This window comes from Achromobacter sp. 01N37, assembly GCF_056399725.1.
Genome location: NZ_JBFTRX010000006.1, coordinates 198,554 through 215,493 on the forward strand (window position 1 = coordinate 198,554; position 16,940 = coordinate 215,493).

Here is a 16,940-nt window from a genome sequence, read left to right on the forward strand (position 1 = left end):
ATCTTAGGAGCGCCACCAATTGCCGTCCAATGCATAATCGGCTTACTTTCCATAATCAAAATGAATAATTTGGGCAAGCCCGCATGAACCTTCAGCAGCTGGACCACTTCCTGGCCGTGGTGGAAACGCAGTCTTTCAGCCGCGCCGCCGACAAACTGCATCTGACCCAACCCGCGCTTAGCCGCAGCATCCAGGCGCTGGAAGAAGAACTCGGCGGCCCGCTGCTGGAACGCGGCAAGAACAAGACGCTGACATCGCTGGGTGAACTGGCGTTGGCGCGCGCGCGCCGCGTACGGGTCGAGCTGGCCGAGCTGCGGCGCAGCGCAAAGATACTTGCCGATGTGGAAGGCGGCACGCTGCGGCTGGGCCTGGGGCCCGCGCCCACCGCCATGCTATCCGTGCACCTGTTGCAGCACATGATGCAGCGCTATCCCGCCATCAAGGTGCAGTTAAGTGGCGGCACGGCCGACATGCAGTTGCAGGAATTGCGCGACGGCGATGTCGATGCGCTGATCTTGCACCGCACACAAGTGCCGCCGGATGACGACCTGACGCTGGACCTGTTTCCGCCCACGCCGCTGGGCTTTGTCTGCCGCGCAGGCCACCCGCTACAGCACGTGCACGAGCTCAGCTTCGCCGAGCTGCGCAAGTATCCGCTGGCCGCCAGCGGCCGCGCGATGAGCCACGACGTGCTGCATCGTCTGAACGAATACTTCGGCAACCGCACGCACTTTCATGACGCCATCCAATATCAGTCCAACGACGTGAACGCCCTGGTGGAAGTGGTGCGCCGCAGTGACGCGGTGTTCTTTGGCGTGCTGCAAGTGGCGCGTGAGTGGTTGGAACGCGGTGAGCTCGTACCGCTGCATCTGTCGCCGCCGCTGGCGCTGAGTTCGCAATTCATGTTCGTCACGCTGGATGGCAAGACGCCACCGCCCGCGCTGGAAAAAGTCCGCGACTGGTGCGCGGCGCAGATGGCGGGCACGCCTTGACGGCGTAGCGCCAGCGAATTTTGTTTTTGCAGTCAGACTGCATTTACCGCAGCGCTATCCTCGTGCGCAACGGTCAACGCAGTTCGTCCAGCATCAGTCGTCCGACCACGCGCCCGACTTCAGCAGCGGTTCTAGGATGCCAGCGGTGTACACCCGCGCCACGTTTTGCAGGAACGCGGTGAAGTCGGTCTTTGCGGCATGGTCGGCACGGTCGGAAATCACACGCATCACCGCAAACGGGATGCCGAATTCATAGCAGATCTGCGCCATCGCCGCGCCTTCCATTTCCACGCACAACGCATCGGGCAAACGCTTGCGCAGCGCCTGCGCGTCGTCGTTGTGGCTGACGAACACATCGCCGGTGGCGATCAGGCCGTGGTGGACGCGGGGTTTGGCGAGCGTCTCGCCAGCCTGTATGACAGGCATGTCGCGCCGGCTCGCAAAGCGTGCCGCGCTGTCATACAGCTGCTGGCTCAAGGCCGCATCCGCGTCAAACTGCACGCGCCCCAGCAAGGGAATCTCGTGCTGATCAAACAACGGCCGCGCGTCCATGTCGTGCTGCATCAAGGTGCTGGCGACCACCACGTCGCCCACGTCCACGTCCGCATGCAAGCCCCCCGCAAGCCCCGTGAAGATCACGCGCGACACCTGGAATTCCCGGATGACGATCGTTGCCGTCGCAGCCGCCGCCACCTTGCCGATGCGGCTGAGCGCGATCACGCAGGGCGTGCCCCACAATGTGCCCACATGAAAATCGCGCATGGCGATGCGGTGTACGGCCGCGCCCGGGTCCATCGCGGCGAGCAGGTCGGCGATTTCTTCGTGCAAGGCGCCCAGAATGGCGAGACGTTCCATGATGTCCTTCGATGCTGAATGGCGTAGCGGCGCGACGTCGAACCCGCCGGTCGCGCCCAGCGCGCAACATACTCCAAAAGCAGGAGCGCCGCGCGGCAGCATCGCTACTCGTCTACCCCAGCGCACCGCGGACGGCTTCGCTACCCATCTACCCCAGCGCGCCGCGGACGACTTCGCTACCCCGTGTACCCCAGCGCACCGCGGACGGCTTCGCTACCCCGTGTACCCCAGCGCAGCGCTTGCCGCCGCCGCTTCTTTTTTCACCGCCGCCACCACCTTGCCGCCCGGCGACACGTCGAAGCCGCCGGTCGCGCCCAGCGCCGTCAACACCGCGCAGGGCCGGCCGGTGTGGTCATACAGGGGCGCGGACACCGCGCTGATCCCGCGCAGATTCGTGTCCTTCACCGTCGCGCAACCCGCCGCGCGCACGTCGCGCCGCAATACGCCGATGGGATCATCGCGGTCCAGCAAAGCGCGCAAATCCTGCGGTGCGTCCGCCAGTTCCGCCAACGCCATCTGCTGCACCGGCGCTTCATCCAAGGCACCCAAAAACGCGCGCCCCGTCGCCGACCATAGCATCGACAGCACCGACCCCACGCGCACGTTCACGGTAATCGGCAGGCCCGGTTCTTCGAAGCGAACGATGGTCGGCCCCTTATTGCCCATCACCGCGATGAAGCACGTGACGGCCAAGCTTTCGCGCAGCCGGATCAGCGCAGGTTCGCTGATTCGTAATGGATCGGCCTGACGCATGGCGGCCACGCCCACGAACAGCGCTTCCAGGCCCAGGTGGTATTGCTGCGTCGCGACCTCCTGATCCACCAGCCCTTCAGCCATCAGACTCATCAGATAGCGGTGCACTTTGGCGGGGCTTTCGCCGACGTGGGCCGCCAGCGCCGTCAGGCTTGCGCGGCCACCCATGCGGGCCAAGCCCTTCAACACCACCATGCCGGTCTCGGCCGCCTGGACCCGTTGACGGCGGGCGCGCGGGCTGGCGGAAGATTCCAGATCGGAATCGGCAGCAGACGTTTCGGACGGCGGGACGGCTTTGCTCATATCGGGGTGCGGCTCCAGGCAGAGATGGGGTCACTGGCTGGCGCGGCGCGCTGCCAGGGACGGAGCAAGGTTAACCCTTCTTGAAAAATTACGCATTGCGTATATGATTTACGCAAAAGAAGGGATGCCATCAGGCTATCCCAATGAGGAGACAGCCTATGCGCACCTTGAAGCACCCCATCCTGACCGCCCTCTTGGCCCTGCCCTTGCTGGCCTGTGCCGGCGCGTCCGCCCAGCAAGCCCCGTCCGCGTATCCGTCCAAGCCCGTGCGCTGGATCGTGCCTTACGCCGCCGGCGGCGGCTCGGATTTCCTGGCGCGCAGCATCGGCCAGGGCCTGACGGGCCGCCTGAACCAGCCGGTCGTGATCGAGAACAAGCCGGGCGGCAACACCGCCATCGCCGCATCCGAAACCGCCCGCGCGCCCGCCGACGGCTACACCATGCTGTCTGCCGACAACGGCACCCTGGTGTTCAACCCGGCGCTGTACAAGAAGCTGTCCTACGACCCCGCGAAAGACCTGGCCCCCGTCACGCTGATGGGCCGCTTCCCGATGATTCTTGTCGTCGGGCCCGCCATGAAGGTCAACACGGTGCAAGAGTTCCTGGCCGAAGCCAAGTCGCGCAAAGACGGACTGGACTACGGTTCGGCCGGCGCCGGCAGCCCGCACCACCTGGCGATGGAACTGCTGAAAGTGGAAAGCGGCCTGACCATGACGCACGTGCCCTACCGCGGCGCATCGCCCGCGCTGGCGGACGTGGCCGGCGGCCAGATTCCCGCGATGATGGTGGACCAGGCCGCGGGCGCCGGCTTCATCAACGGCGGCAAGGTCCGCGCGCTGGCCGTGGCCAACCCGACCCGTCTGGCGCAATTGCCTGACGTGCCCACCTTCGCCGAGATCGGCCTGAAGAACGTGGAAGCTGCCGCGCAAGTGGGCGTGGTGGTGCCGGCCGGCACGCCGCAAGCGGTGATCGACACGCTGAACAAGCAGGTCGTCGCCACCATCAATGACCCCGCCACGCGCCAACGCCTGATCGAGTTCGGCATCGAACCCGTCGGCAACACGCCCGCCCAATATGCGGAACTGCTGACGGGCGAACGCGCCCGCTGGCAAAAGCTGATCAGCGATCTGCACATCACGCTGGACTAAGCGCTTTCGGCCTGCCTCGTCCGCGGGGCAGGCCTGCTGCAACACGAATACACGGAAGGATTTCATGAGCCAATCGCCCTCCTCCTCGCGCCCGTCGGGCTGTCCCATCGACCACGCGGCGCTTGCCGCGATGCAAAGCCCCACCGGCTGTCCGGTCAGCGCGCGCGCGGCCGAGTTCGACCCCTTTGGCGACGGCTATCAGCAAGATCCGCCCGAGTACGTGCGCTGGGCGCGCGACCAGGAACCCGTGTTCTACAGCCCCAAACTGGGCTATTGGGTGGTCACGCGTTACGAAGACATCAAGGCCATCTTTCGCGACAACATCACCTTCAGCCCGTCGATCGCGCTGGAAAAAATCACCCCCACAGGACCCGAAGCCAACGCCGTGCTGGCGTCTTATGGCTACGCCATGAACCGCACGCTGGTGAACGAAGACGAACCCGCCCACATGCCGCGCCGCCGCGTGCTGATGGACCCGTTCACCCCCGAAGAATTGAAGCACCACGAACCCATGGTGCGCCGCCTGACCCGCGAGTACGTCGACCGCTTCATCAACGACGGCCGCGCCGACCTTGTCGACCAGATGCTGTGGGAAGTGCCGCTGACCGTGGCGCTGCATTTCCTGGGCGTGCCGGAAGAAGACATGGACCTGCTGCGCCAATATTCCATCGCGCACACGGTCAACACCTGGGGCCGCCCGCAGCCCGAAGAACAGGTTGCGGTGGCGCATGCCGTCGGCAACTTCTGGCAGCTGGCCGGCAAGATCCTGGACAAGATGCGCCAGGACCCGTCCGGCCCCGGCTGGATGCAGTACGGCCTGCGCAAACAACAGACGCACCCGGATGTCGTCACCGATTCCTACCTGCATTCCATGATGATGGCCGGCATCGTCGCCGCCCACGAAACCACCGCCAACGCCGCGGCCAACGCCATCAAGCTGCTGCTGCAACACCCCGACGCCTGGCGCGAAATCTGCGAAGACCCTGACCTGATCCCCAACGCCGTCGAAGAATGCCTGCGCCACAACGGCTCGGTCGCCGCCTGGCGCCGGCTGGCCACGCGCGACGTCGAGATCGCCGGCGTGCCGATTCCGGCGGGGTCAAAACTGCTGATCGTCACCTCATCCGCCAACCACGACGAAGGCCAATTTGCCGACGCCGACCTCTTCGACATCCGCCGTGAAAACGCCAGCGACCAGCTCACCTTTGGCTATGGCTCACACCAATGCATGGGCAAGAACCTGGCCCGCATGGAAATGCAGATCTTCCTGGAAGAACTCACGCGCCGGCTGCCGCATCTGAAGCTGTCGGAACAGGCATTTACGTATGTGCCGAACACGTCGTTTCGCGGGCCGGAACATTTGTGGGTGGAATGGGATGCGACTAAGAACCCTGAACTGGCATCGCCCGAACTGCTGAACGATCAACACCCGGTACGTATCGGCGAACCGTCATCCCATGCCATCACGCGGCCCGTGATCGTGCAAAGCGCCGTCGAAGCCGCTGACGGCATCGTGCGCTTGCGCTTGGTGTCGCCCGATGGAAAGCCCCTGCCCCGCTGGACGCCGGGTTCGCATATTGATGTGGAGTGCGGCGATACCGGTTTGTCGCGCCAGTACTCACTGTGCGGCGATCCGGCGGACGCCGGCGCATTTGAAATTGCGGTGCTGAAGGAAACAGAAGGCCGAGGCGGCTCTGCGTGGATGCACGCAAACGCGGTTGCCGGTGCGCGCCTGCGCATCCGTGGTCCGCGCAATCACTTCCGGATGAACGAAGCCGCCGGCAAGCTGATCCTGATTGCAGGGGGAATTGGCATCACCCCCATCAGCGCCATGGCGCGGCGCGCGAAGGAGCTGGGCTTGGATTACCAGCTGCACTACAGCGGCCGGTCGCGCGTCTGCATGGCGATGCTGGAGGAGTTAACGGCCCTGCACGGGGACCGCATGCATGCCCACGTAAAAGACGAAGGCACGCGCGCCGACTATGCCGCGCTGCTGTCCCAGCCCGACGCCAGCACGCAGATTTACGCGTGCGGGCCGCAAGGCTTGCTGGATGCGCTGGCCGGATGTTGCGCGTCGTGGCCAGAGGATGCGTTGCGAGTCGAGCACTTCCATTCCACCCTAGGCACGTTGGACCCGTCGAAGGAACAGGCGTTTGAAGTGGTGCTGAAGGATTCCGGCATCGTTCTGAACGTACCCGCAGATCAGACCTTACTGACGGCGCTGCGCGGCGCAAATATCGACGTGCAAAGCGATTGCGAGGAAGGGCTTTGCGGGTCGTGCGAAGTGCGAGTGCTGGAAGGCCAGATTGATCATCGAGATGTGGTGCTGACACGCGCAGAGCGGGATGCGAACAACAAGATGATGGCGTGCTGTTCGCGTGCGTGCGGAGGTGGGAAAGTGGTGTTGGAGCTTTGAAGTTCCAAGGTTCCGCTTTTTAACCAGCCGCCATCCGATCCTGCGTGGATACCATCCATACAGAATCGGATGGCGACGTTTTATCTAGTTCTGTTGTCTCATCCACTAGTTAACCTCACGCCCATCGCGCGGCGGCGATGACCTTAACGCAGTCCTCCGACTAGTACAAAAAGCGGTGTACATCCCTTCAGCAGGGAAACCACTTGGACGGCAAACGCACGAGCGCCGTGATAGCGTGCCTCACGCGGGCATCATCCCAGCCAGCAGCAGAGGTATCGCAAGACTCGATCTGTGGGGACCTGAACATGGTGAAGAATCTGGCCATCTTCTTTGACGGCACGTGGAACGAACCCAACGACCGCACGAACGCCTACGAGCTTTACAAAGCCGCACCCGAAACCAGCACGCAGGAAACCCTGTACATCGAAGGCGTCGGCACGCAGGGCCAAGGCCTGTGGACCGCCGTCGACAAGTTCTTGGGCGGCGCATTCGGCGCGGGGCTATCCGCCAACATTCGCCACGGCTATCAATGGCTTTGCCAACGCCAGGAACCCGGCGATCACATATTTCTATTCGGCTTCAGCCGTGGCGCATACTCGGCTCGCAGCTTGGCCGGCATGGTCCGTAAATGCGGCCTGCTCAAAAATCCCACCGACGACAACGTCACTGAAGCCTACGCGCTATACCGCGACGACTGCCTGCCCTCGTCCATCGACGCCCTCTCGTTTCGCGCGCAATTCTCGCGCGAGACCGACCTGCACTTTGTCGGCGTCTGGGACACCGTGGGCAGCTTAGGGATTCCCGTCGGCGGAATTTCGTTTCCCGGATTCTCGAAGTTCTATAACTTTCACGACACCGAGCTGAGCAATCACGTTCATCACGCGTATCACGCGATTGCTACGAACGAGTATCGAGAACCGTACTTTCCGACGTTGTGGACTCGGCTTGCGACATCGGAACCGCGGCCGGCGGACAGGCCGGTTGAGCAGCGCTGGTTTATTGGCGCGCACTCGGATATCGGTGGCGGGTATCGGGACGGGAGCTTGCAGACGTTACCGGCAGCATGGCTACAGGAAAAGGCTAGGCAGGTGGGGCTAGAAGCAGGGGTTGTGCAGCGGATATCTACGGACTACGACCAGTGCGAACCGCATGATTCGTACAAGGAGTTCACGGAGAAGGTGCTGATTCATGTGAAGAAACGGCCAAGGGTTTGGGATGGGGAGACGGTGTTGAATTTGACGGTGGATGAACGGATGGCGAAGCGCGTCGAACAACACCCTCTGTACATGAAAGACTATCCTGATTTCAAAGCTGCGTTGGCGGAACTTCCTGTGGGGCGGGCCTGAGCCGTGCTTTAAGGTGTCAGACTCCAAAAAAACCCAAAAAAAAACCCCGACGATCTCTCGCCGGGGAGTCCCTGCACACACAACACCGTTTACTCAGTTCGCATACACCTTGATCTGATCGCTCTTCAGCACATCCGGCGTCAAGCTCTTGTCGATCCACTCCATCGACGTGTCCGCCACGCCCGGGGTGACTAGCTCTGCCGGCACGATGGTGATGTCGGCCAGCACCTTGAACGGGTACTTGTCGCTCTTTTTCGTCACGCCGAACAACTGCGCTTCCAGGCCTTGGCCGTCGGCGCGGTGCATTTTGACTTCGCGGCCGTAGCCTTTGAAGGTCACGTCATGCATGGCGGCGGCCACTTGTTCCGGGGTGGGCCAGGCGCCGTTGTTGTCTTTGATGGCTTTCTCGTAGCCGGCTTTCAACCCCTGGATGGCTTGCACCATGTGGTAGACCGAGTAGATCGGATAGGCGCCCGTCTTGTCGTGGAATTTCTTTACGAAAGCCTGGTGCTGCGGATCGTCCTTGGTTTCCGGATGCAGGAAGTAGTGGTCGCCGCGCGCGCCGACGTAGACGCCTTCGGGCAAGGCATTGCCCAAGCGCTCCAGCGAGCTTTCGGCCAGCGACAGCACGAAGGTGGAGTTCTTGAACAGGTTGCGTTGCGAGGCCTGGCGCACGAAGTTGTCCAGGTCGCCGCCCCACGACGTGGACACGATGACGTCCGGGCGCAGCGCTTGCAGACGGCTGATTTCGGTGGAGAAGTCGGCGGCGCCGAACTTGGGGAACATCTCGGCCACGACCTTGACGTCGGGCTTGAACTTCTTCAGCGCGGCCAGGAAGATGTCGCGCGAATCGCGGCCCCAGGCGTAGTCCTGGTTGACGATGGCAATCGTCTTGAAGTCGGGTTTGACCTTCATCAGGTACAGCACCTGCGCGACCATTTCAGTGGTGGCGTTGGCCTGTGTGCGGACGACGTATTTGTACTTCTTGCCTTCCAGGGCCTTTTCCGTGCCGCAGTCCCACAGCACGTTCAGCACCTTCAGGTCTTCGGCGACGGGGGCCACGATGTTGCAGTGGCCGCTGGAGATGGCCGAAAGCATCACGCGCGTGCCGCCTTCGGCCAAGCGGCGATATTCGGACAGCAGTTTTTCGCCGCCGCCGCCTTCGTCGATGTAGCTGGGAACGAGCTTGACGCCGTCGATGCCGCCTGCGGCATTGATGTCCTGGATCAGGATCTCGGCCGCGTCGCGGGCGGGTACGCCGAACACCGAGGCCGAGCCCGACAGGAACGTCGAGATGCCAATGTTCAGTTCTTTGGGCTTGTCAGCGGCGCTGGCCAGCGCCGTGAAGCCTGACAGCAGGGTGGCGCCTAACAGGGCAGCCAGTCTTGAAGTTTTCATGGTCTTGTCTCCAGTGTTGTAGTCGGGTCTATGCCCTTAGAAAACGATGGCGTCGCGCAGGCTGCCGCCGGTGGCGAGGTGATCGAACCCCTCGTTGATCTGGTCCAGCGAAAACGATTTGCCCATCATCCGGTCCACCGGCAACTGGCCGGCTTTGTACAGGTCGATGTAGCGGGTGATGTCGATGGCCGGCACGCCCGAGCCCAAGTAGCTGCCGCGTATGTCGCGCTCTTCGCCCACCATCTGCGACAGCGACAACGGGAAGCTGAACTTCGGGTTGGGCAAGCCCGACGTGACGGTGGCGCCGCCGCGGCGAGTGAGTTTATAGGCGGTCTCGAACGCAGGCACGGCGCCCGCCATGTCAAAGCCGTAGTCCACGCGGCCACCTGCCAGGTCGAAGAGATCGTCGTCGGATTTGATCTGCTTGGGGTTCACGACATGCGTGGCACCGAGTTCGCGGGCCAGCGCCAGCTTCTCGTCGCTGAGATCAACGGCGACGACGCGGCGCGCGCCGGCGGCCACGGCGGCCAGCAAGGCGGACAAGCCCACGCCGCCCAGGCCCACGATGGCGGCGGTGTCACCCGCTTTGATGCGCGCACGATTCAGCACGGCGCCCGCGCCGGTCAGCACCGCGCAGCCGAACAACGCGGCTTCGCGATGGCTGAGTTCAACGTTGACCTTGACGCAAGACCGGCGCGACACCACCGCGTATTCCGCGAAGCAGGACACGCCCGTATGGTGGTTGATGTATTCGTCGCCGATGTGCAGACGGCGGTCGCCGCCCAGCAGCGTGCCTTGGGTGTTGGCGGCGGCGCCTGGCTCGCACAGCGCGGGCCGGCCTTCCATGCAGGGGTTGCAGCAGCCGCAGCTTGGCACGAACACCATCGCCACGTGGTCACCGGGTTTCAGGTCGGTAACGCCAGGGCCCGTTTCCACGACCTCGCCGGACGACTCATGCCCCAGCACAATTGGCACGCCACGCGGGCGGTCGCCGTTGATGACTGACAAGTCCGAATGGCACAGGCCAGCCGCCTTGATCCGCACCAGCACCTCGCCCGTACCGGGCGGGTCGAGTTCGATCTCGGTGATGGTCAATGGCCGGGTCTGGGCGTACGGGCCTTCCACCCCTACGTTGCGCAACAACGCCGCTTTGATTTTCATGCGCCTGACATCCTGGTAGGTCAAAGACGGCCGGCGCGCGCCGGCCGATCCGAATCAATCAGACGGTGCGCCCGCCGTCCACCGGGAACTCAACGCCGGTGATGAATTCCGCCGCGTCGCTCGCCAGGAACAACGCTGCCGCCGCCACATCCGACGGCTGGCAGAAGCGGCCCAGCGGAATCGTGGAGACGAACTTGGCGCGGTTCTCCGGCGTATCCGGCAGACCCATGAACAGCTCGAACATGCCGGTAATGCCCATCACGGGGCAGATGGCGTTCACGCGGATGCCGTCCGGGCCCAGTTCCACCGCCATGGATTTCGACAGCACGTTTACCGCGCCTTTGGACGCGTTGTACCAGCTGAGGCCGGGGCGCGGACGGATGCCGGCGGTGGACCCGATGTTCAGAATCACGCCGCGCTTCTGCTTGCGCATCACGGGCACCACGGCTTGCGCCATGTGATAAATCGACTTCACGTTGATGTCGAACATGCGATCGAACATGGCCTCGTCCACGTCCAGCATCGGCTGGTTCTTGTGGGTGATGGCCGCGTTGTTGACGACGATGTCGACCGAGCCGAACGTGTCCTGGCAAACGCGCACGACGTTGTCGATGTCGGCGCGGCTGGACACGTCGGCCTTCACGGCCACGGCCGCAGCGCCTACTTCGGCCGCCACGCGGTCGGCGGCTTCCTTGTTGATGTCGGCGATGACGACCTTCGCGCCTTCCTTCGCGTACAGCTTGACGATGCCTTCGCCGAAACCGCTGCCCCCGCCCGTGACGATGGCGACCTTACCTTGCAACTGACTCATGACTGGACTCCGGAAATTGCGCGGCGATCACTCGCCATAGAATTGGATCAACGTTTTGGTCGTGCTCATTTCTTCCAGGGCGATGAAGCCCTTCTCGCGCCCGTGGCCGCTTTTCTTCACGCCGCCAAACGGCAGTTCCACGCCGCCGCCCGCGCCAAAGCCGTTGATGTAGACCTGGCCGCATTTGATGCCGCGTGCAACACGCTGCTGGCGTCCGCCGTTCTCGGTCCAGACCGCGCCCAGCAGGCCGTAGTCGGTGGCGTTGGCCAGCCGGATGGCGTCGGCTTCGGTGTCAAACGGCAGCGCCACCAGCACCGGCCCGAAGATCTCTTCGGTCAGCAAGGTGCTGTCATGCGACGGCGCGGCAAACAGCGTCGGTTTGACGAAGTAGCCGCCTGCGGGCACGCCATCGGCAATCGTGCCCTCGGCCGCGACCTTCAAGCCGTCAGCCAGACCCTTGGCGATGTAGCGGTTGACGCGGTCAAACTGCGCCTTGTTGACGACGGGGCCGCAGGTCAGGTCCATGTCCGGCGTGCCGGCGCGCACCTTCGAGAATTCCTCGGCCAGCGCGTTCATGAACTCGGCATAGATGCCCTTTTGCACCAGCAGGCGGCTGCCCGCCGTGCAGGTCTGGCCGGCGTTGTGCACGATGCCCTTCACAATGGCGGGAATGGCCAGCTTGAACTTGGCGTCGTCGAACACAATGTGCGCCGACTTGCCGCCCAGCTCCAGCACGCACTTGACCGCGTTGACGGCGGCCGCTTGCTGGATCAGCACGCCCACTTCGTTCGACCCGGTGAAGGTGATGAAGTTGATATCCGAATGGCGCGACAGGCTGGCGCCCGCCTCTTCGCCCAGGCCCGTCACGATGTTCAATGCGCCTGCGGGAAAGCCCACTTCCAGCGCCAGTTCCGCCACGCGGATGATCGACAGGCACGCGTCTTCGGCGGGCTTGACGACGCTGGCGTTGCCCATGGCCAAAGCCGGCGCCACGCTGCGGCCAAACATCTGCGCCGGGTAGTTCCACGGAATGATGTGGGCGGTAACGCCCAGCGGTTCGCGGATCAGCTGAACCGAATAGTCTTTCTGAAACGGAATCGTCTGGCCATGCACCTTGTCGGCTGCGCCGCCGTAGAACTCGAAGTAGCGCGCCAGCACGGTGATGTCGGCGCGTGCGGTGGACATGGGCTTGCCCGTGTCGCGCGATTCCAGTTGCGCCAGCTCTTCGTGGTGCGCCAGCACGGATTCACCCAGACGCAGCAGCAGGCGGCCGCGGTCCAGCGCCGTCATGCGGCCCCAGTCGCCTTCCAACGCGGCGCGCGCGGCTTTAACGGCGGCGTCCACGTCGGCCTCCTGGCCGCGCGGAATGGTGGTGAACACGTCGCCGTTGACGGGCGACACCACGTCAATGCTGCGGCCGTCTTGGGCGTCGACCTTGCGGCCGTCGATAATCATCTGCGTCATGGAATGTCTCCGGGAATTCAATTCAAGGTGATCGAGCCGCGCTCAATCGTCCAGATCTGGTCAGGGATATCGCCCAATAGCTTCACGTTGGATTCGGTGATCACGACGCACAGCTCGGGTTGCAGTTCTTTCAGCCGCCCAAGCGCTTCGGTGTAGTCACGCGCAAGCTTGGGGGCCAGACCCTGGAAGGGTTCGTCCAGCATCAGCAGGCGGGTGCCCACCATGATGGCGCGCGCCAGCGCCACCATCTTTCCCTGGCCGCCCGACAGCGCCGAACCCGAGCGGCCCAGCATGGGCTCCAGCTGCGGCACCACCTTCAGCACCGTGGTGATGCGCGCGGCGATGTCGGCCTTGGACTGGCCCTGCACTTCGCAGGGCAGGTTCAGGTTTTCTTCCACGGTCATGGTCGGGAAGATGACGCGGTCTTCCGGCGCGTAGCCCACTTTCAGCGCGGCGCGCTTGTGGCCGGGCATGGCGGTCAGGTCGGCGCCGTCAAAGGCGATCTTGCCCGACTTGATCTTGGTCAGGCCCATGATGGTGCGCAACAGCGTGGTCTTGCCCGCGCCGTTGCGGCCGACGATGCCGATGGTTTTAGAGGATTCGAAACTTGCGCTGACGTCGCGCAGGATGCGGTTTCCCGCCAGGTCGACGTTGATGGCCGATAGATTCAACATGGTTCAGGCCCCCAGCACTTCGCTTTTGATCTGCGGGTTATTCAAGACTTCGCTGGGCGAGCCGTCGGCGGCCACCTTGCCCGCAATCCAGGCCGCTACCCGCGTGGCGTAGCGCGACACAATGTCCACATCGTGCTCGACGAACCAGCTGGTCACGCGGCGTTCATCCAGCGCGTGCATCACGGTTTCCATCAGCGCGAATTTGTCTTCGGACGCCACGCCGCTGGTGGGCTCGTCCATGATCAGCAGCTTGGGCCGCAAAGCCAGCGCCATCGCCACATCCAGCAGCTTGCGCTTGCCTTCGGGCAGTTCGATGGACGCTTCATCGGCTTCGGGCAACAGGCCCACCAGGTCCAGCGTGGCGTCCACTTCGCGTTCGTCGATGGTGCTTTCCAGCGAGCGGAACCAGCTCAGTTCCTTGTTGCGGCGCGCGGCGGCAATCTGCACGCATTCGCGCACGGTGTGTTCCGTGAACAGCTGCGGCAACTGGAACGAACGGCCCAGCCCCAGGCGCACGATCTTGCGCGGCGCCATGGCCGTGACGTCGCGCCCGTCGAAGTACACCTTGCCCTTGGACGGCGCCAGGTAGCCTGTGCAGATGTTGATGAAGGTGGTCTTGCCCGCGCCGTTCTGGCCAATGACGGCCAGCCGTTCGCCTTCGTGCAATTCGAAGTTGATGTTGTCCGCCGCCACCACGCCGCCGAACGCCAGATACAGGTCAGTCGTTTGAATCAGAGGTTTCATCTTCAGTTCCTTACCGGCACGCGGGATTGCAGCGTGGCGTTGGCGCGCGCCTGAGCGCGTGCGCGGTCACGCTTCTGCGTGGCGATGCGTTTCATGATCTGGCCCACAAAGCCGGTGGGGAACATGAAGATCACCAGGATCAGCGTGAGGCCCAGCAGGAACTGCCACAGGCCGGGAAAGTACGCGGCCGACACCAGCTTCACCGATTCAAACCCCACCGCACCCAGGAACGCGCCCGCCGCGTGGCCGGCGCCGCCCAGAATGGTGATGAACACGAATTCACCCGAGCGCAGCCACGAGCCGATTTCCGGCGTGACCAGGCCCTGCATCAGCGCCAGGATGGCGCCCGAAAAGCCCACCACCACAGCGGACAGCAAGTAACCCTTCCACATGATGAAGTACGCGGAAAAGCCCAGATATTCGATGCGCGTTTCGTTCGTCTTGATGGCCGACAGGGCTTGCCCGCTGCCCGACCGGAAGTAGCGCTGCACCCACCACGCCAGCACCATCGACAACACCAGCGTCACCACCAGCAGCGCGCGTTCAAACGATTCGCGCTCCATCACGATGCCGGCCATGGTTGGGCGCACGATGCGCAGGCCGTCGGAGCCGCCCGTCAAGGTGTAGAGCTTGCCCAGCAGTGCGAACAGCACCATGCTCAGCGCCAGGTTCAGCATGCCGAAGAAGATGCCGCGATACCGCACGACGAAAAGACCAATGACGATGGCAGCCAGGAAGCTGGCGACGACGCCTGCCAGGATCAGCACCAGCGCATCGGCGCCCGGCATGGCGCGCGCCAGGAAGGCGACGGTGTAGGCCGAGATGCAGGAATACATCGCATGGCCAAACGAAATCTGGCCCGCGCGCGCCATCACCGACACGCCCAGCGCAGCAATCGCGTAGGTCAGGCCGATGACGATCGGGGTGATGGTCCAAGACAAGGTGTAGCCAAGAATAAGCGTGGCAACGGCGGCCACAAGGCTGAGTACGGCAACTTTCATCAGATCCTCCGGGCCTGGGCGACGGTGAACAGGCCGTGCGGCCGAATGATCAGCACCAGCACCATGATGATGTACGGCACCGCCACTTCGAGCTCGGGCGCGGCGTACACGGCGATGGCGCGGATGATGCCGATCAGCAGCGCGGCAATCAGCGCGCCTGTGATCTGCCCCAAGCCAGCGGTGGCGACGACGGCGAACGACAGCACCGTCATGTCCGTGCCTGCGCCCGGCACCAGCGACGTGGTGGGCGCGGCCAATGCGCCGCCCAGCGCGCCAAGGATGGTGGCGATCACAAAGGTGACGTAGCCGATCTTCTTGGCGTTGATGCCCAACGACGTCGCGACTTCGCGGTTGTGCGTGGTGGCCACCGTCTGCTTGCCCAGCTTGGTGTGGCGCAGGAAGAATTCCAGGCACACGTAGGCCAGCACCGCCACCACCGGCACCACGACCAGCTGATAGGTGGTGTAGGTGATGTCGCCAATTTCGATATTGCCCAGCCGGTTCACGACTTCGCTGGCGCTGTAGGGCTGCGCGCCCCAGAGCAGGCGCTGGATGTCTTCCAGCATCAGAAAGCCGCCAAACGTGATCAGCAATTTAAGAATGGGGTCGTAGTTTTGCGCCCGGCGAATCAGCACGAATTCCATGATGCTGCCCAGCGCCAAACCCACAGCGATGGCTGCCACGAACAAAGCGGCGAACAGCAGGAAGGGGGAGTCTGTCTTGGGCGCCAGAAACATGACGAGGCTGGCGGCGGCGTAACCCCCGAAGGCGTAGAACGCGCCATGGGCGACATTCAAGATGCCCATCACGCCGAACACCAGGGTTAACCCCATCGACACCAGGAACAGCAGACTGGCGTATGCCACGCCATCCACCAAGGCGAGAGGCAATAGATCCAAGGTCAAGCGTCTTCTCCCAATACGCTAAGCACCTGCCACCAGGCTCGCGCATTGCCGCGGCAACATCGCGTCCTGCTTGGCGGTGCGGGCGTGTCGCCCAGGACGCGCATGGCGCGCCCTTGTCTCGTTATGGACCTTGCCGTGCCTGTTCGCGATGCGCTGCGTAACGGGCCGGAAGGCGTTTATGTGGAGGAGTCCGAAGGTTGGCTGCCGCCGCTTTTCGTACTCGTCCGATAGTGGAAACGAAGTATAGGGAGGCCCCTTTTCAGCGCCTATTTATCTTTGTGCAAGCCGGGTTTCACAAGCGATAGAGTCGTCTTGAATCACAACCTGCGACTACGGGTTTACCTGAATCACTGCGGCCAGCGGCGCACGCGTCTGGTAGTCAGGGATGATGCGGATCTGCGCTTCGCCGGGCAATTGCACATAACGGCCTAGTCCATCTGGCGCCAACGCGCCGACTGCCATTCGGGCCAGCGCAACGCCCTGGGCGTCGTCGATGGCGATGTGCATTGCGGCCGGGTCCAGGCCGTAGGATTCGCCGGGATGCGGGCTCAGGATGCGGTCGCTGCGCGCTTGGGAAAACAGCGAGACGAAGTCGGCGGCGTCAAAGGCTTTGCCGGTGTGCGCGGGCGGGGCGGCCCATCCGCTTGCCCCTCGCGTCAGGGTCAGCGTGGATGCGGGTGTGGACAAGGTGATGCGCGCGGCCTGATCCGCGTTCCACGCATACAGGCGCGCGGGCTTGCCGGTGTCGTCATGCAGATGGGAATGGCCGCCATGCGCGGCGGGCGACTCCGTGGCTTCGCGCCATTGCCACGCCGACAGCGCGACGCCGGCCGCAAGCAACAGCGGCCAGACGAGGCGTGCGGGAAGGCGTGCGGCGGGCGTCGTCCCGGTAGATGTGGCGGCAGTCGCCGCGGTCGCCGCGGCCGCCGTAGTCGCCGTAGTCGCCGTAGTCGCCGTAGTCGCCGTAGT

At 63.7% G+C, this 16,940-nt stretch carries 15 protein-coding genes; 4 read left to right on the plus strand and 11 right to left on the minus strand.

Translation table 11 applies throughout. The features are described 5' to 3' along the window. Window positions 1-83: 83 nt before the first annotated feature. On the plus strand, window positions 84-992 hold the full coding sequence (locus AC1DSJ_RS16410; RefSeq protein ID WP_342066179.1) for a LysR family transcriptional regulator: 909 nt from the start codon (window positions 84-86) through the stop codon (window positions 990-992). A 93-nt stretch (window positions 993-1,085) separates the two neighbouring features. Here the strand turns inward: AC1DSJ_RS16410 and AC1DSJ_RS16415 are convergent, their stop codons facing one another. Both AC1DSJ_RS16415 and AC1DSJ_RS16420 read right to left on the minus strand, forming a co-directional pair. After that, complete coding sequence (locus AC1DSJ_RS16415; RefSeq protein ID WP_441371642.1) at window positions 1,086-1,847, minus strand: 5'-methylthioadenosine/adenosylhomocysteine nucleosidase; 762 nt, start codon at window positions 1,845-1,847, stop codon at window positions 1,086-1,088. Window positions 1,848-2,060: 213 nt separating this feature from the next. Next, window positions 2,061-2,903 (minus strand): IclR family transcriptional regulator, encoded by an 843-nt coding sequence (locus AC1DSJ_RS16420; RefSeq protein ID WP_441371643.1) that lies wholly within the window; start codon window positions 2,901-2,903, stop codon window positions 2,061-2,063. Between the two features lie 158 nt (window positions 2,904-3,061). Here AC1DSJ_RS16420 and AC1DSJ_RS16425 point away from each other — a divergent pair, with 158 nt between their 5' ends. The 3 genes from AC1DSJ_RS16425 to AC1DSJ_RS16435 all read left to right on the plus strand — a co-directional run bounded on the left by AC1DSJ_RS16425 (window position 3,062) and on the right by AC1DSJ_RS16435 (window position 7,813). Then, the gene (locus AC1DSJ_RS16425) at window positions 3,062-4,051 is read left to right on the plus strand and encodes a Bug family tripartite tricarboxylate transporter substrate binding protein (protein WP_441371644.1); all 990 of its coding nucleotides are present in this window, start codon (window positions 3,062-3,064) and stop codon (window positions 4,049-4,051) included. Between the two features lie 64 nt (window positions 4,052-4,115). Then, the gene (locus tag AC1DSJ_RS16430; protein ID WP_441371645.1) at window positions 4,116-6,467 is read left to right on the plus strand and encodes a cytochrome P450/oxidoreductase; all 2,352 of its coding nucleotides are present in this window, start codon (window positions 4,116-4,118) and stop codon (window positions 6,465-6,467) included. A gap of 305 nt (window positions 6,468-6,772) precedes the next feature. Next, window positions 6,773-7,813 (plus strand): DUF2235 domain-containing protein, encoded by a 1,041-nt coding sequence (locus AC1DSJ_RS16435; protein ID WP_441371646.1) that lies wholly within the window; start codon window positions 6,773-6,775, stop codon window positions 7,811-7,813. A 93-nt stretch (window positions 7,814-7,906) separates the two neighbouring features. Here the strand turns inward: AC1DSJ_RS16435 and AC1DSJ_RS16440 are convergent, their stop codons facing one another. From AC1DSJ_RS16440 to AC1DSJ_RS16480, 9 genes are all read right to left on the minus strand, one after another. Continuing rightward, the gene (locus tag AC1DSJ_RS16440) at window positions 7,907-9,211 is read right to left on the minus strand and encodes an ABC transporter substrate-binding protein (RefSeq protein WP_175170973.1); all 1,305 of its coding nucleotides are present in this window, start codon (window positions 9,209-9,211) and stop codon (window positions 7,907-7,909) included. Window positions 9,212-9,247: 36 nt separating this feature from the next. Further along, window positions 9,248-10,372 (minus strand): zinc-dependent alcohol dehydrogenase family protein, encoded by a 1,125-nt coding sequence (locus AC1DSJ_RS16445; protein ID WP_054427594.1) that lies wholly within the window; start codon window positions 10,370-10,372, stop codon window positions 9,248-9,250. A gap of 58 nt (window positions 10,373-10,430) precedes the next feature. Continuing rightward, a complete protein-coding gene (locus AC1DSJ_RS16450; protein WP_054427593.1) occupies window positions 10,431-11,183 on the minus strand; it encodes a glucose 1-dehydrogenase in 753 nt (250 codons plus the stop codon). 27 nt (window positions 11,184-11,210) lie between these two features. Continuing rightward, window positions 11,211-12,647 carry an aldehyde dehydrogenase family protein gene (locus tag AC1DSJ_RS16455; protein WP_441371647.1) on the minus strand — a complete coding sequence of 479 codons (1,437 nt, stop codon included), beginning with the start codon at window positions 12,645-12,647 and terminating at the stop codon, window positions 11,211-11,213. 17 nt (window positions 12,648-12,664) lie between these two features. Next, window positions 12,665-13,321: an ABC transporter ATP-binding protein gene (locus tag AC1DSJ_RS16460; RefSeq protein ID WP_441371648.1), complete on the minus strand. Its 657-nt coding sequence runs from the start codon at window positions 13,319-13,321 to the stop codon at window positions 12,665-12,667. 3 nt (window positions 13,322-13,324) lie between these two features. After that, window positions 13,325-14,065, minus strand: coding sequence for an ABC transporter ATP-binding protein (locus AC1DSJ_RS16465; RefSeq protein WP_054427590.1), 741 nt, complete (start codon window positions 14,063-14,065; stop codon window positions 13,325-13,327). 2 nt (window positions 14,066-14,067) lie between these two features. Continuing rightward, window positions 14,068-15,066 (minus strand): branched-chain amino acid ABC transporter permease, encoded by a 999-nt coding sequence (locus tag AC1DSJ_RS16470; protein ID WP_175170976.1) that lies wholly within the window; start codon window positions 15,064-15,066, stop codon window positions 14,068-14,070. Next, a complete protein-coding gene (locus tag AC1DSJ_RS16475) occupies window positions 15,066-15,971 on the minus strand; it encodes a branched-chain amino acid ABC transporter permease (protein WP_054427588.1) in 906 nt (301 codons plus the stop codon). The genes AC1DSJ_RS16470 and AC1DSJ_RS16475 overlap by 1 nt, the downstream gene beginning before the upstream one ends. Window positions 15,972-16,301: 330 nt before the next feature. Then, window positions 16,302-16,811 (minus strand): electron transporter SenC, encoded by a 510-nt coding sequence (locus AC1DSJ_RS16480; protein WP_447578793.1) that lies wholly within the window; start codon window positions 16,809-16,811, stop codon window positions 16,302-16,304. Between the last annotated feature and the right edge of the window lie 129 nt (window positions 16,812-16,940).

Excerpts from the sequence above, each read along its gene's own strand:
- AC1DSJ_RS16415 (WP_441371642.1), bottom strand. The coding sequence starts at position 1,847 with ATGGAACGTCTCGCCATTCTGGGCGCCTTGCACGAAGAAATCGCCGAC.
- AC1DSJ_RS16460 (WP_441371648.1), bottom strand. The coding sequence starts at position 13,321 with ATGTTGAATCTATCGGCCATCAACGTCGACCTGGCGGGAAACCGCATC.
- AC1DSJ_RS16440 (WP_175170973.1), bottom strand. The coding sequence starts at position 9,211 with ATGAAAACTTCAAGACTGGCTGCCCTGTTAGGCGCCACCCTGCTGTCA.
- AC1DSJ_RS16420 (WP_441371643.1), bottom strand. The coding sequence starts at position 2,903 with ATGAGCAAAGCCGTCCCGCCGTCCGAAACGTCTGCTGCCGATTCCGAT.
- AC1DSJ_RS16470 (WP_175170976.1), bottom strand. The coding sequence starts at position 15,066 with ATGAAAGTTGCCGTACTCAGCCTTGTGGCCGCCGTTGCCACGCTTATT.
- AC1DSJ_RS16435 (WP_441371646.1), top strand. The coding sequence starts at position 6,773 with ATGGTGAAGAATCTGGCCATCTTCTTTGACGGCACGTGGAACGAACCC.
- AC1DSJ_RS16425 (WP_441371644.1), top strand. The coding sequence starts at position 3,062 with ATGCGCACCTTGAAGCACCCCATCCTGACCGCCCTCTTGGCCCTGCCC.
- AC1DSJ_RS16450 (WP_054427593.1), bottom strand. The coding sequence starts at position 11,183 with ATGAGTCAGTTGCAAGGTAAGGTCGCCATCGTCACGGGCGGGGGCAGC.
- AC1DSJ_RS16445 (WP_054427594.1), bottom strand. The coding sequence starts at position 10,372 with ATGAAAATCAAAGCGGCGTTGTTGCGCAACGTAGGGGTGGAAGGCCCG.
- AC1DSJ_RS16410 (WP_342066179.1), top strand. The coding sequence starts at position 84 with ATGAACCTTCAGCAGCTGGACCACTTCCTGGCCGTGGTGGAAACGCAG.
- AC1DSJ_RS16465 (WP_054427590.1), bottom strand. The coding sequence starts at position 14,065 with ATGAAACCTCTGATTCAAACGACTGACCTGTATCTGGCGTTCGGCGGC.
- AC1DSJ_RS16430 (WP_441371645.1), top strand. The coding sequence starts at position 4,116 with ATGAGCCAATCGCCCTCCTCCTCGCGCCCGTCGGGCTGTCCCATCGAC.
- AC1DSJ_RS16455 (WP_441371647.1), bottom strand. The coding sequence starts at position 12,647 with ATGACGCAGATGATTATCGACGGCCGCAAGGTCGACGCCCAAGACGGC.